Here is a 15,128-nt window from a genome sequence, read left to right as displayed (position 1 = left end):
GACTGCGCTCACTTGCTCCCAGTTACGCCAGGGTCCATCGCTGCCATTCCAGGAGGCATTGAGCGCACGTGTCCACACCAGGCCGGTATTTTGCACCGTGTAACGCTGGAGAACGCCGCCTGTCCAGTAAGCGGCGATCACATCCAGCACGCCCGCCTGGTAACGTTGTTCGATGGCGTCGGCCAGCGTTTCCGGGGTACCGGCGACAAACCAGTGGCCGGTTTCCTGTGCCTGAATGATCAATTCGCGCAGCGTCAGCCCCTGTAAGGCAAAACGTTTAAAGATTTCAGCGCGCCCGCGACGGCGGTTGACCTGCCCGATGTCGGGCAGCAGGCGCAACGGGACAGGCTGATCCAGCGCCAGATCCCGCAGGTCAATCTCGCCACCGAGCATGTCAGCCACTTTAAGGCGTCCCTGCTCGTAATCGATACGCTCATGCTTTTCAAATAACCGGCGCGTCACGTCTGACGGGCTTTCGCCGATGATCGAATGGAACGAGTTCATGATTAACGGACGATTTTCGCGGCGGCCAAACGCATCCGCATGATGGTGTACCTGTTCGACAAAGTGCTTCGCATCCTCAAAGGTGGGCTGTGAGGTGTAAATCACTTCAGCGTAGCGGGCGCCCAGTTTCAGCCCTTCTTCGGACTGCCCGGCCTGAAACTGTACCGGCCGGTGCTGCGGCGGAGGTGGCACATTCAGCGGCCCCTGCACGCGGAAAAAATCGCCGTGATGATGCACCGGATGCAGCTTGCGCGGGTCGATGGTCACTGAACCGCTTTTATTGCGGCGCACGGCGTCCGGCTGGTTGGCATCGAACAGCGCGTTGATCACCTCGATAAATTCGGTGGCACGGGCATAGCGAACCTGTGGCGCAGGCAGGGTGATTTCACCAAAGTTCTCTTCCCCCACCGACGACGTCACCGCGTTCCAGCCCGCACGGCCCCCGCTGACGTGATCGAGCGTGCCGACCAGCCGGGCGAGGTTGTAAGGGTGCTGATAAGTGGTGGAAATCGTGGCAATAAGCCCGATATGCGAGGTGACCTGGCTCAGTGCGGCAAGGGTGACGACAGGATCCTGACTGCCGGTCGAACCGGACAGTCCGTCCGGGTCAGCCTGCAACAGATCGGCGGTAAACAGCCCGGTGATCTTCTCTTTTTCCGCTATTTTCGCCTGCGCAATGGCACGGGTAATACCGGTCACGCGTCCCTGATCGTTGGAGGCGTACACCACGCTCCCTGCCCCGACCAGAGTTTTCAGACGACGGCGAGATTGGATAGTCAAATGATCTCCTTAATTAGAATAATGAGTCTGCGTTAAAAATAGAGATCAGGGTTATTTACGCCACGAAGAAAAAAGCATTTGAATACGACAAAAATGAATAAACCCGCACTGACACATCCGAAGAAATAACCCCGCCCGGCAGGATGCGCGCCAAAGTCATTTATTTACGCTGGTAAGCAAATATTGTGATTTTACAACCCGGCAACGCACCTTTAATAATCATTACGGGAATTGCGATTCCCTATAACAGATCCAGCGCATTCATCTTTGTTGATGTATTTCAAATACCGTCCGGGTATGACTTTAATGGGAAAAATATGAAAGCCTCTGCCGCCTCACTGTCTGCTTTAACGCTGTTAATTCTTTCCTCCGGCCAGGCGCTTTACGCGGCTGAAAAACCGGTATCAGGCGGAACCCTCACCTGGGGCGTGGAAACCGAACCGAATACGCTTAACCCTCAGCTGAACGGCCAGTCCAAAGCGGAACTGATCCTGCGTGTCGCCTACGAGTCGCTGCTCGCGCGTAAACCTGACGGCAGTTATATTCCGTGGCTGGCTACCGGATATTCGGTGTCAGAAGACGGCAAAACCTACACCTTTACCCTGCGCGATGACGTGAAATTCTCCAACGGTGAGAAGTTCAACGCCAGTGCCGTGGCGGAAAACTTCCGCCATGCGCAGGATCCGGCCTATTGCGCAGGCTCCAGCATCTGTGCGCTGGCCGGGCGGATCGACAGCGTGGCCACCCCCGACGAGCACACCGTCAGCATTACGCTGAAACAGGCTTACAGCCCGTTCCTCTCTTTCGCCTCCGGCCTGAAACTGATTTCGCCGTCATCCTGGACCTCACCTCAGCTCAAATCAGGCGGCACTGATATCGCCGGTACCGGCCCGTTTATCCTCAAACGCTACGAGAAAGGCCAGCAGATTGAGTATGTGCGCAACCCGGATTACCACTGGGCGTCTGCCAATGCCCGCCATCAGGGCCCGGCCTATCTGGAAGGCGTGACTTACCGCTTCCTGCCTGAATCGTCGGTGCGCACCGGCGCACTGCTTTCCGGCCAGGTCGACGTGATCGAAGGCGTTTCCGGCAATGATGCGGGCGAATTCAAAGACAACGCGGATTTCTCTTATCAGCATGCTCTGAATACCGGCACCCCTTACTCACTGTTTCTTAACGTGAAATACGGGCCGACGCAGGAGCTGAACGTCCGTAAGGCGATTTTACAGGGGCTGGATATTTCGCCCATCCTGCAATCGATTTACCGCGGCGAGCGCACCCGCGTCTGGGGGATCACCTCACCGGTTGACCCGTTGTACGACAACAGTCTGGTGAATAAATACGGCAACAACCCGGCGCTGGCGAATCAGTTGCTGGATGAAGCAGGCTGGAAAACCAAAGGCGCAGACGGTATCCGCACCAAAGGCGGCAAACCGCTGACCATAGAAATCATTCAGGCGCAGGCCACGGTGCGCGATCAGCGCGATGTGTTGTTGCAGGCCTTGCAGGCGCAAGCGCGGCAACGTCTGGGTATTGATCTGAAAATCCGTTATGTCGATTCCGGCACCTATACCGAAGTGCGGAAAACCGGTGAATTCGGTTCGATCGCTAACTCCAATACCGATACCGACGGCATAGATATCGAAAACCATTACCTGCCGGTGAACGCCGGAGGGGCGATCAACTACAGCCGCACCGATGCCCCGGAGATCATTCCGTTGCTCAAAGGCGCGTCGCAAACGCTGGATAACAGCGAACGTAAAAACTTCTACGGTCAGTTGCAGAATTTTGCCGTGTTGCAGCAGGCGCTGGCGATCCCACTGTACGAGCCGGAAGACCAGATTGCCGCCGCGTCTTACGTTCATGACGTGGGTTTCAGGCCGTTCAAACAGATGCCGGAAAACACCTACGACGTCTGGCTGAGCAAGCAATGATCGGGCGCTCAGCATCAATAAGCAAGGAGTCACACCATGACGGTTGAAAGTTCACTGGCTTCACCCCGGCTGCCCGACACCCCGCCGTCATGGCGATGGCGGATCCTCCGGCGGCTGCTGAGCGGCGCGCTGGTGTTATGGGCAGCGGTGACGCTGTCTTTTATCAGCGTGCATCTCGCGCCGGGGGACATTGTCAGTTTACTGATGGGTGAACAGGTACAGACTCCGGCCATCGAAGCGGCGATCCGGGCGGAATGGGGGCTGGATCAGCCCCTGTACAGGCAATATCTGCACTATTTATGGCGCGTGCTGCACGGCGATTTTGGCCGCTCTTATATGCTCAATACTGACGTCAGTTCGCTGGTGCTGTCGCAGCTGTGGCCGACGCTCAAACTCACCGGTCTGGCGCTGGTGTTCAGCCTGATATTTGCCGTGCTGATGGCGGTGACCACCGCGCACCGCCGTCTGGGGCAGCGCATCGCCGGGTCGGTCGAGCTGGTTCTGGCTTCCACGCCCTCTTTCTGGCTGGGCATCGTGCTGCTGTTTATCTTCAGTTTTACACTGCGCTGGTTTCCGGTGGCGGGTGATCGCAGTTTTTCCTCACTGGTGCTGCCCGCGTTATCTCTGGGCTTATCGCTGGGTGCGGTGGTGTCACAGGTGCTGCGGCGCGGGCTGGAAGACGCGCTCGATCAGCCCTTTATGCTGACGCTGCGCGCATGGGGTTTACCCGATACCACCCTGCGTTTGCGCCACGCCCTGCGCCACGCCGCCCTGCCCGCCGTCACCCTGACCGGCTGGCTGATTGGCGGTTTACTCAGCGGCGCGGTGATCACCGAACAGGTTTTTGGCCGTCCGGGGCTCGGCAAAATCACCGTGGATGCGGTACTGGGTAAAGACCTTCCGGTGGTGCTGGCGGTGGCGATTTTCTCCGCGCTGGTGTACGTGGTGCTCAGTACGCTGGTGGACATTCTCTATTTATTCATCGATCCGCGCCTGCGTGATGCGGACGGGGAGCACACGTCATGAGCCAGATGATCGCCACCGCCGGTCTTAAACGTCATTTTTCTGCGGGATTTCTGCTGGCCGCGCTGTACCTGTTACTGGTGCTACTGGCGGTGATTTTCCCCGCGTGGCTCACCCATTACGATCCGCTGAATGCCGATCCGGTAAACGCCCAGTTGCCGCCCTCGGCTGAACACTGGCTGGGTACCGACCAGCTCGGGCGCGATGTGCTGGCGCGCATTATTTACGGCAGCCGTTATTCCCTGCTGATAAGCCTTGCGGCAATGGCCGTCGCAGTCAGCATCGGCAGCCTGCTGGGGTTACTGGCCGGTTTGCTCAAAGGGCCGCTGGATGAACTGATCAGCCGCGCGGTGGACGTGGTGTCCGCCTTTCCTGATCTGCTGCTGGCGCTGATGCTGATCGCCTTTACCGGCCCCGGCACCACCAATCTGATCTTTGCGCTCGGCGTGGCTTCCATACCGCGCTTTACCCGCGTGGTGCGGGCACAAACCTTTGTGGTGATGTCTTCGGGCTACGTAGAACAGGCGCGCACCTTTGGCCTGAAACGCCACGTTCTGGTGTGGCGGCACGTTCTTCCTCACGCCATTGCCCACGTGCCGGCGCTGGCAACGCTCGGTTTGGGCAGCGCCATTATCGGCACCGCCGGACTGAGTTTTCTCGGCATGGGGCCGCAACCGCCCACCGCCGAATGGGGGCTGATGCTGGCCGAAGGCCGCAACTATCTGCGCAATGCCTGGTGGATCGGCGTCTGGCCGGGCGTGGCAATCACGCTGACCGTAATTTCTGTGAACACGCTGGGCCGTTACTGGCAGGCCACTTTTGAGGGGAAACAACCATGAGCGGCGACCTTTTTATCGATATCCGCAATCTGTCGATCTCTTTTCCTTCGGCACAGGGCGAAAAAGTGGCGGTCAGCGGCCTGAATTTGCAACTCAGACGCGGCGAATCGGTGGCTTTTGTCGGGGAATCCGGCTCGGGAAAAACCGTCACCGCACGCAGCCTGCTGGGGTTACAGGACGCCAGTGCGCGCATCACTGCAGACCGGTTTGTGATTGACGGTCAGGACATGCTGGACGCCAGCCAGCGCCGCTGGCGTAAAATTCGCGGCAGCAAAATTGGTTATGTGTTGCAGGACGCGCTGGTGTCGCTTGACCCGCTGCGTCAGGTGGGTCAGCAACTGCGCGATGCCCTCATCGCCACGCAGCCCGGCGCGCCCCGTGAACTGCACGCGCAGACCCTTGCCCTGCTGAAATCTGTCGGTATTCCCGATGCGCAACACCGGCTGACCACTTACCCGCATCAGCTTTCCGGCGGTTTGCGTCAGCGCGTGTTGATCGCCACGGCGCTTGCGGGCAACCCCGGTTTGCTGATCGCCGATGAACCGACCACGGCGCTGGACATGACCGTACAAAAACAGATTCTGGATCTGCTGCAACAGCGGCGCGATAAAGGCGAAAGCCTGCTGCTGATAAGCCATGATCTCTCCGTGGTGGGGAAACTCGCCGATCGGATCCTGGTGATGCATCAGGGAAAAGTGGTGGAAGAAGGCATCAGCGAGGCACTGCTGACCGCGCCGCAGCACCCTTACACGCAGCAATTGCTGGCCGCGGTGCCCGGAACGGCGACGCGTGGCCTGAGGCTTTCCGGCACGCGAGGCGTCGCGTTGCCCGCCCGGCATATTTCCACGGAAATCCCGGTGCTGGAAGCCAGCGGTTTGTGCAAACAGTTCGCCGGAAAAACGGTGGTGAATCACGTCAGTTTGCGCCTTGCCGCGGGTGAAACGCTGGGAATTGTCGGCGAATCCGGTTCCGGCAAAACCACGGTGGCGCGCATGGTGCTCGGGCTGACCGAGCCCGGTTCCGGCACCATCACCATTCAGGGGCGGCGCTGGACTCAGATCCCGGAATCCGACCGCAGGTTGCAACGCAAAGGCATCCAGCTGATTGCACAGGATCCGCTGAGTTCGTTTGATCCGCGATATAACGTTGAGAAAATCATCGGTGAGAGTCTGGACAGCGTCGGGATTTTTGGCGATGAACGCAAGAAACGCATCCGGCAGTTGCTGGATGAAGTACAGCTGGGCGAGAGTTTTCTGCGCCGTTATCCGCGCGATTTATCCGGCGGTCAGCGCCAGCGCGTGGCGATCGCCCGTGCGTTCGCGCCCAATCCGGCGCTGCTGGTGGCCGATGAACCGGTGAGCGCGCTCGACGTCTCGGTTCAGGCGCAGGTGCTGGATCTGCTGGCCGATATGCAGGCAGAACACCGCACCGCACTGTTATTCATTTCGCACGATTTAGGCGTCATCCACCATCTGGCCGACCGCGTGGTGGTGATGAAAGACGGCAGCGTGGTAGAACACGGACACGTCGATGACGTTTTCCACCGGCCCGCCCACCCGTGGACGCAGAAGCTGATCAATTCACTGCCGGGGATGCAGGCGGGGGCCTGGTGACAGTTTCGGTTTCTCACCTGCGGTGATCGCTCAGCCGCTGCCGCCGAAACCGCCCAAAAGGGGCCAGGACGGGCCCCTCTTGGATCTCCCACGTCTTTTTACAGCGCGCTACCGCTCGCGGGCTATGTTTCAGGGGCTTGCGTTATTGCCGCAAAATCCCGCCGCTGCGCGGTGCCCTCCGCTCGGGTTACAACCCGCGCAAACAGACGCGCGGTTTTCCACCACTCCCTACGGCGTGATTTTTGAGCGCGGCCAATGGCTATGTAATTCAAATGATTATTGAGACTTAATTTTTCGTTTTTTTTTGATTTATAAAGTCGAAAACGGTGAGGTTGTGCTTTAAGAAGCCTTTGGCCGCGCTCAAAACGACGTCGAATGAACGGTGAGAAACCGCGAGGGTATTTTTCCGAGCGGGTCCGAACCTGAAATGAGAGGACCGCGCAGCGGCGGCGTTTGCGGCAATAGCCGGAGTGTCTGAAACATAGCCAGCGAGCGGCAGCGCGCAGTGAAAAGAGCCCGGGGTTCTTAGGGGTGGCGGCGATAAGCCACCCCTAAGGCCGGTGTGGGTGGCAACCCACGGTGTTGACCTTAAGGCCGGTGTGGGTGGCAACCCACGATCTTGACGTTAAAACGTATTCACAGAACCCCCTGAAACAGCATCACGCAGTAAATAAGCCTGAAATATTAAGAGGCACACCGATAAGCACCTCTCAAACCCGGTGTGGGTGGCAACCCACGATCTTGACCTTCTCCATACCCGCAACTGCGTTGCCAGCCCCGATGCATCTCCACCACCTCCCCGACGATCAGCAGCGCGGGCGTTTGCACCTGCTCCGTGCGGATAAGCTCTGCCAGCGCGGTCAGTGTGCCGGTCAGTACCCGCTGATCGGGGCGGGTACCGCGTTCGATCACGGCCACCGGTGTGGAGGCCGCCAGACCATGCGCTATCAGCTGCTGGCTGATGTTTTCACTGTTGGCAATGCCCATATAAAACACCAGCGTCTGGCGCGTGGTGGCCAGTGCTGACCAGTCGATGTCCGGCTCGCCCTGCGCGCCGTGGCCGGTGACAAACCGGACCGACTGAGCCAGATCCCGGTGTGTCAGCGGGATACCGCTGGCTGCCGCGCAGCCCATTGCCGCAGTGATCCCCGGCACGATGTGGCAGATCACCTCATGCTGCTGGCAGTGCGCCATCTCTTCGCCGCCACGTCCAAAAACGAAAGGATCGCCGCCCTTGAGGCGCACCACGCGGTGTCCGGCCTGTGCCAGCGTCACCAGCAGTTGGTTGATCTCACCCTGTCCGAGCGTGTGATTGCGTGTCGATTTACCGACATCAATGCGCAGCACCTCGTCCGGGATCAGCGCCATCACCGGGTCTGAAACCAGCCGGTCAAACACCACCACGTCGGCCTGCACAATCACCCGCAGCGCTTTCACCGTCAGCAGCTCAACGTCGCCCGGCCCGGCGCCCACCAGCCAGACTTCACCCCGGCACACGGGCTGGCGCAGGTTCCCCGACGCCATAAGCTGAGAGATTTGCTGCATCTGTAATGACTTTTCGAGGATGTTCATTGGTCGTCTCCTGCCGTCAGCGACGTAAGCTGGCCGGCTATGATCTTTTTGAGTTCGGGAATGCATGAACCGCAGTTAGTGCCGCATTTCAGCTGCGCGCCGAGCTGCTGCACGCTGTGACATCCCTGCCGCACGGCGTCTGCGATGGCGATTTCGCCGATGGCAAAGCAGCTGCAAATCATCGCGCCGGTGGGGGCTTTACCGTTTCCGGCGGTGCCTGCCAGCAGCGCCAGACGCTGCGACGCGGTCACCGGCGGCTGAGAAAATGCGGCCACCACCGCCTGACGTTCCGGCGCAGGGCGACGGCGGTGCGCGTAAAACGCCAGTTGCAGCTCACCGCCGGACCAGGCCAGAAGATGAAAACCGTCATCGCCCAGATGTGCCGCCTGGCAAACCCACTGGCCGGTGCCGAAATGTTCGCTGAGCCAGGCCGTCCAGTCCTGCGGTAAAGACGAATCGGCCAGCGTGTAATGCGTCACGCCCTGCTGCGCGATGCGGCTCCAGTAAGCAGTGTCAGGCGGTGCCGGATGCCGGTCGCTGTCGCCGCGCATAAACAGTTCGGCCTGCCAGGCGGCATTCCAGCGGCGCAGACTGACCGGCATATGTTTGCTTTCCGGCTGCCCGGACAGCGGATCGGTATGTGCCTCAATCAGCGCATCCACCCTGGCCTGCTGGCTGAACTGGCTGTTCCAGTGCATCGGCACAAAGACGCTGCCGCGCGGTTGCAGCCTGTCCGGCTGGGCGCGCAGCAACAGCCAGCCGTGCGAGGAGGCAACGCGCACCAGATCGCCGGGCTGGATCTGCGGGGCATCGTCGGGATGAAACTGACAGAAAGGTTCGCTGATGTGCTGCATCAGGCGCGCAGATTTCCCGGTGCGTGTCATCGTGTGCCATTGGTCACGCACCCTGCCGGTGTTCATGATCAGCGGACAGGCAGCCGTCGGCGGGTTCACCGGCGGCCTTGGCGTAACGGGGATCAGCCGCGCATGGCCGTCAGGATGGAAAAACCGGTTATCGGTGAACAGCCGCGCAGTGCCCTGCGGATTTGCGGCGTTGACCGGCCACTGCACCGGACGCAGCCCGTCCCACTGTTCATTGGAAAGCTGCGCCATCCCGCTGATATCAAACGCCCGCGAGCCCTGATTTTCAAAACCGGAAAGCGCCGCATGTTCGCGGAAAATCTCTGCCGGATGCTGATAGGCGAAGGCATCGTCATAACCCAGACGCTGCGCCACCTGACAGAGGATCCACCAGTCCGGTTTCGCCTCGCCCGGCGCTGGCAGAAACGCCCGCTGACGGGAAATGCAACGTTCGGAATTGGTGACCGTGCCGTTTTTCTCGCCCCAGCCCTGTCCGGGCAGGCAAATGTGGGCGGCACGGGTGGTATCGGTATCGCGCATGATGTCGGAGACAATCACCAGCGGGCAGCGCGCCAGCCCGGCACGCACGCGGTCGGCATCCGGCAGCGACACCAGCGGATTGGTGCCCATGATCCATACCGCTTTGATCTGGCCTGTTTCCACGGCACGAAACAAGTCAACGGCGTTCAGTCCGGCGGTTTCCGTGACGTTGTCACTCGCCCAGAACCGCCCCACCCGATCCACCTCCTGCGCGCTGAACCCCATGTGCGACGCCAGCTGGTTTGCCAGACCGCCCACTTCGCGCCCGCCCATGGCATTGGGCTGGCCGGTGATGGAAAACGGCCCGCAGCCTTCGCGGCCAATCTTGCCGGTCGCCAGATGTAAGTTGATGATGGCGTTGCATTTATCAACGCCGGAGCTGGACTGATTGATGCCCATCGAATACAGGGTCACCAGCCGGTCACTGTCAGCAATCATCTGATAAAAGGCCATAAGCTTTGCCGGAGGCAGCGCGCACGCATCGGCAGTGCGGGCTGGCGTCCAGGTTTGTGCCGCCTGCAAGGTCTGTTCCGCACCCCGGGTATGCTGTTGCAGGAAAGCGGCGTCGAGTTTCCCGCTGTCCGCCATGGCGTTCAGCGCACCACAAAACAGCGCCGCATCGCTGCCGGGGCGCAACGCCAGATGCAAATCGGCGATATCACAGGTGGCGGTCTGGCGCGGGTCAATCACAATAATGCGCATTGCGGGCCGCTCTTTTTTCGCCTGCGCCAGCCGCTGATAAACTACCGGATGCGCCCAGGCGGTATTGGAACCGGTGAGGATCACGCAGTCTGCCCGTTCCAGATCCTGATAGCTGCACGGCACGGCATCCGCGCCGAACGCACGTTTGTAGCCGACCACCGCCGACGCCATGCACAGGCGCGAGTTGGTATCCATATTTCCCGCGCCGATAAAACCCTTCATCAGTTTGTTGGCAACGTAATAGTCTTCCGTCAGCAACTGGCCTGAGCCGTAGAAGGCCACGGCCTGCGGGCCATGTTCGCGGATCACCTGTTGCAATCCGCTGGCGACGGCGTCCAGCGCCTTCTCCCAGCTGACCGGCTGGCCGTGGATTTCCGGCTGAAGTAAACGTCCCTGCAAATCCAGCGTTTCTCCCAGCGCGCTGCCCTTAACGCACAGCCGCCCGAGACTGGCCGGATGCGCATCGTCGCCGCTGGCGCTGAAGCCCTGCACCTGCGGTTGCATCCTGACGCCGCAGCCGACGCCGCAGTATGCGCAGGTGGTGAACGTCGCGTCTTTTTTCATAGGCTGACCGTCTCAATCCGCTCTGCGGCACGCACCCCGTGGCTCACCGGGTTTTCCTGCACCCAGACGCGCCCGCCGTCCACTTTGACCGGCCAGACGCTGAGTGCGGTGTGCCCGTCATCCACGCTGCACCCGTCCAGCAAACGAAAGCGCTGCTTGTACAACGGCGAAATCACCACCGGTTCCCCTTTCACATCGCCCAGCAGGCCGCGCGCCAGCACGTTAGCGTCGCTGTCCGGCTCATGATTGCTGAGGGCAAAAACCTTCTGCGGATGATCCGGCAGGTGGAACAGCGCAATCTGGCGGTTTGCCAGCCGCGCCGCCATTCCTGCGTTGGCCGGGATGGCGTTCAGTTCGCACAAATCCACCCAACCATGAACGGCCATCACCGGCTGATTCACCACCACCGGTGGCAGTGAGGCGCGCTCCGTGGGAGTTGCCGGGCGGATCTGCTGCCGCTCCTGCACCATGACTACCGCTTCGTCCGGCAGTTCGCTGTTCACAAACGGCCTGAACAGCGCCAGACGATCCGGGTCAGCCAGCGTGGTCTGCCATTCGCACTGATAGGTGCCGACCACGGCGTTCATCTCGTTTTCCAGCTCCGCGCCGATATGCAGGCTGTCTTCCAGCACCACCTGACGCAGATACGCCATCCCGCCTTCCAGATTGTCCATCCAGGTGCTGGTGCGTTGCAGGCGGTCGGCGGTGCGGATGTAGAACATCAGAAAGCGGTCCACGGTGCGGATCAGCGCTTCGGTGCTCATGTCCTGCGCCAGTAAATCGGCATGGCGCGGCTTCATGCCGCCGTTGCCACAGACGTAAAGGTTCCAGCCTTTTTCCGTAGCAATCACACCGACGTCTTTGCTTTGTGCTTCGGCACATTCCCGGGTGCAGCCGGACACGGCCATTTTGATTTTGTGCGGCGAGCGCAGCCCTTTGTAGCGGCTCTCCAGTTGCAGCGCCAGCCCGGTGGAATCCTGCACGCCGTAGCGGCACCAGTTGGATCCGACGCAGGATTTCACCGTACGCAGGGATTTGCCATAGGCGTGACCGGTTTCGAACCCGGCATCCACCAGTTGCTGCCAGATTTCCGGCAACTGCTCCAGCCGTGCGCCGAACAGATCGACACGCTGGCCGCCGGTGATTTTGGTGTAAAGGTTGTAACGCTTGGCGACCAGTCCGATGGCGATCAAGCCGTCCGGGGTGATTTCCCCCGCAGGGACGCGCGGTACCACGGAATAAGTGCCGTCTTTCTGGATGTTGGCGAAGAAGCGGTCGTTGGTGTCCTGCAATGGCAGATGTTGCGGTTTGAGCAGGTAATCGTTCCAGCATGATGCCAGCACCGATCCCACCAGCGGTTTACAGATTTCACACCCGTGGCCGTGGCCGTGTTTCTGAATCAGTTCACCGAAACTGCGGATATTGCCCATGCGGACCAGGTGATAAATCTCCTGCCGCGAATAGGCAAAATGCTCGCAGATGTCTTTTTTAACATCGACGCCCATTTCCGTCAGCGCGAACTCCATCACCTGTTTGGTCAGCGCCGCACAGCCGCCGCAGCCGGTGGCTGCTTTGGTACAGGCTTTGACTGCCGCCATGTCGCCGCAGCCGCCTTTCACCGCGTCACAGATATCCGACTTGCTGACGTTATGGCAGGAACAGATCTGCGCGCCGTCCGGCAGCGCCGCCACGCCGAGGCTTTTCGGCGCAGCACCGGTGCTGGCGGGAAGGATCAGCCCTTCCGGATTCGCGGGCAGCGGCATGTCGTTGAGCATCATCTGTAACAACGTGCTGTATTCGGTGCTGTCGCCGACCAGCACCGCGCCGAGCAGGCGTTTGCCATCCTGCGACACCACGATTTTTTTATACACTTCCGCCGGGCCGTCCACCCAGCTGTAGCTCTGGCTGCCGGGGGTACGGCCGTGCGCGTCCCCGACCGACGCCACTTCGACGCCGAGCAGTTTCAGTTTGGTGCTCATGCCCGCGCCCTTGAACGCCACTTCGCTACCGGACAGCGTATCCGCCAGTGTGCGCGCCATCTGATAACCGGGCGCGACCAGCCCGAAGATCTGACCGTTCCACAACGCACATTCACCGATGGCAAAAATTGCCGGATCGGAGGTGCGGCACTGGTCATCAATCACAATGCCGCCACGCGGGCCGACCGTCAGCCCGCACTCTTTTGCCAGCTGGTCACGCGGGCGGATCCCGGCGGAGAACAGCACCAGATCGGTTTCCAGATGGCTGCCGTCGGCAAACACCATGCGGTAACTGCAGGTTTCACCTGCGACGATTTCGCGGGTTTCTTTGCCGGTGTGCACCTGCACATCCAGCGCTTCAATTTTGCGGCGCAGCATGGCCGCACCGCCCTCATCGAGCTGAACGCCCATCAGCCGTGGCGCAAACTCCACCACGTGCGTTTGCAACCCGAGATGTTTCAGCGCATTGGCCGCCTCCAGCCCGAGCAATCCGCCGCCCACCACCACGCCGGTGGTGCCCTTACCGGCGCAGGCCTGGATCGCCGCCAGATCGTCGAGCGTGCGGTACACCAGGCAGCCCGGCGCGTCATTCCCCGGTATCGGCGGCACAAACGGGTAAGAGCCGGTCGCCAGCACCAGCAAATCGTACGCCGTCTGCCGCCCCTGCCGGTCAACCACAAAACGGTGTTTGGTATCAATGTGCTCCACGCCGTGCGCGAGACGCAGCTCAATACCGGTGGATTCGAAGAAGCCGTCCTCTACCATCGACAGCGATTCGGCGCTGCGTCCGGAGAAAAACTCTGACAAATGGACGCGGTCATATGCCGGGGACGTTTCCTCGGCAAACACGATCACCTGATAGTGCAGATGCAGTTCGCGCTCGACCAGTTGTTGCAGGAAATGGTGTCCGACCATGCCGTGTCCGGCCATCACTAAAACGGGTTTTGACATTACATTGCTCCTCGCTATCTCATGGGATAACGGTTCGTTCAGGGGGAGATCAGGCACCGCAGGCGTTTCTTCTGGATTGAAAACGCTCAGTTGCGATGGCTGAATGGATGGATGGCGAAGACGTGAGAAGTAGTCCGGCCCGTCGCTGATGTCGCCCCACAGCAGCACACCTTGCAGCTGGTTGTGGCGCAGTAACAGGCGGCGGTAGTGGCCGTCGATCGGGTCAAAGGTGCTGTGGATCTGGGCGTCATCACCGGCGGCAAGTTCACCGGCGCAAAACAGGTCAATGCCAGTCACCTTCAGGCGCAGCGGGACGTTTTGTACGGTAAAGGGCGTTGCATCATCGCCCGCCAGTCTGGCCGCCAGGTTTTCTGCCTGCTGCCAGCAGGGAGCGACCAGCCCGAAAGTCAGTTCGCCCAGCTGACAACATTCGCCGATGGCGGAAATATGCGGATCAGAAGTCTGCAACCCGCTATCCACCAGAATGCCACGCGCACAGGCCAGACCGGCAGCCTGCGCCAGCGCAATATCCGGGCGGACACCGGCGGCCACCACCACACGATGCGCCGCCAAAACGCGGCCATCGCACAAGGTCACCTGCCGGACGTTGCCGCTGTCGTCTGCGCCATAGGCCGCCGTTTGCGCCTGCAATACCGTTTCGATACCGCGTGACAGCAGGCTCATGCGCAGCAGCCCGGCAGCATGTTCATCCAGTTGCTGATCCATCAGATGCGGGCCGCGATGCAACAGCGTGACCGCCATTCCGCGCATCGCCAGCGCCGCGGCGGCTTCCACGCCTAACACGCCGCCGCCGATCACCACCGCCGGTCGTCCGGCCACCTGTCCGTGCAGAATGTTTTCGACGTCGCGCTGCGTACGGAATCCGTGGATCCCCGCCAGTTGCGCCCCCGGCAGCGGCGGCATAAAAGGCCGCGAACCGGTGGCGATCACCAGATGATGGTAAGAGAACGTTTGCCCCTCAACGCTGACCCGTCTGGCGGCACGGTCAATGGCCGTGACCGGCGCACCGCGCAAAAACGTGACGTTGTGACGTTCATACCAGCTCTGTTCGTGCGTCACGATATCGGCAAAGGATTTCTCGCCCGACAGTACCGGCGTGAGCATGATGCGGTTGTAAGCGGGCTGCGCTTCGTCACCGATGATCAGAATGCGGAAGCGCGACGGTGCGCGTTCGCACAGCGTTTCCACCAGCCGGACGCCCGCCATGCCGTTGCCGATCACCACCAGAACAGGTTTATCCATTGCG

The 15,128-nt window shown here is 60.6% G+C and carries 8 protein-coding genes; 4 read left to right on the top strand and 4 right to left on the bottom strand.

Annotated features, from left to right (window positions below):
* Positions 1-1,284 (bottom strand): NtaA/DmoA family FMN-dependent monooxygenase (locus J1779_RS02330; RefSeq protein ID WP_217202755.1); only part of this gene is annotated, 1,284 nt, incomplete at its 3' end.
* A gap of 317 nt (positions 1,285-1,601) precedes the next feature.
* Here J1779_RS02330 and J1779_RS02325 point away from each other — a divergent pair.
* The 4 genes from J1779_RS02325 to J1779_RS02310 are packed head-to-tail and all read left to right on the top strand — an operon-like array spanning position 1,602 to position 6,693.
* Positions 1,602-3,218, top strand: a complete 1,617-nt coding sequence (locus J1779_RS02325; protein WP_217202754.1) for an ABC transporter substrate-binding protein — start codon at positions 1,602-1,604, stop codon at positions 3,216-3,218.
* A 36-nt stretch (positions 3,219-3,254) separates the two neighbouring features.
* Positions 3,255-4,244: an ABC transporter permease gene (locus J1779_RS02320; RefSeq protein WP_056777370.1), complete on the top strand. Its 990-nt coding sequence runs from the start codon at positions 3,255-3,257 to the stop codon at positions 4,242-4,244.
* 5 nt (positions 4,245-4,249) lie between these two features.
* Entirely contained in the window at positions 4,250-5,080 is an 831-nt protein-coding gene (locus J1779_RS02315) for an ABC transporter permease (protein ID WP_056777385.1), read from the top strand.
* Positions 5,077-6,693, top strand: coding sequence for a dipeptide ABC transporter ATP-binding protein (locus tag J1779_RS02310; protein WP_217202753.1), 1,617 nt, complete (start codon positions 5,077-5,079; stop codon positions 6,691-6,693). Before J1779_RS02315 ends, J1779_RS02310 begins: the two co-directional genes overlap by 4 nt.
* Before the next feature lie 684 nt (positions 6,694-7,377).
* On the opposite strand, the gene cobA is transcribed toward J1779_RS02310, so the two are convergent.
* The 3 genes from cobA to nirB are packed head-to-tail and all read right to left on the bottom strand — an operon-like array spanning position 7,378 to position 15,124.
* Complete coding sequence (cobA, locus tag J1779_RS02305) at positions 7,378-8,238, bottom strand: uroporphyrinogen-III C-methyltransferase (RefSeq protein ID WP_056777505.1); 861 nt, start codon at positions 8,236-8,238, stop codon at positions 7,378-7,380.
* Positions 8,239-8,261: 23 nt separating this feature from the next.
* Positions 8,262-10,931 (bottom strand): nitrate reductase, encoded by a 2,670-nt coding sequence (locus J1779_RS02300; RefSeq protein WP_217202752.1) that lies wholly within the window; start codon positions 10,929-10,931, stop codon positions 8,262-8,264.
* Complete coding sequence (gene nirB, locus J1779_RS02295) at positions 10,928-15,124, bottom strand: nitrite reductase large subunit NirB (protein WP_217202751.1); 4,197 nt, start codon at positions 15,122-15,124, stop codon at positions 10,928-10,930. Before nirB ends, J1779_RS02300 begins: the two co-directional genes overlap by 4 nt.
* Between the last annotated feature and the right edge of the window lie 4 nt (positions 15,125-15,128).

Source organism: Rahnella rivi (assembly GCF_019049655.1).
Lineage (GTDB): Bacteria > Pseudomonadota > Gammaproteobacteria > Enterobacterales > Enterobacteriaceae > Rahnella > Rahnella rivi.
Note: the sequence above shows the minus strand (reverse complement) of the source record. Positions and strands in the feature narration are given on the sequence as shown.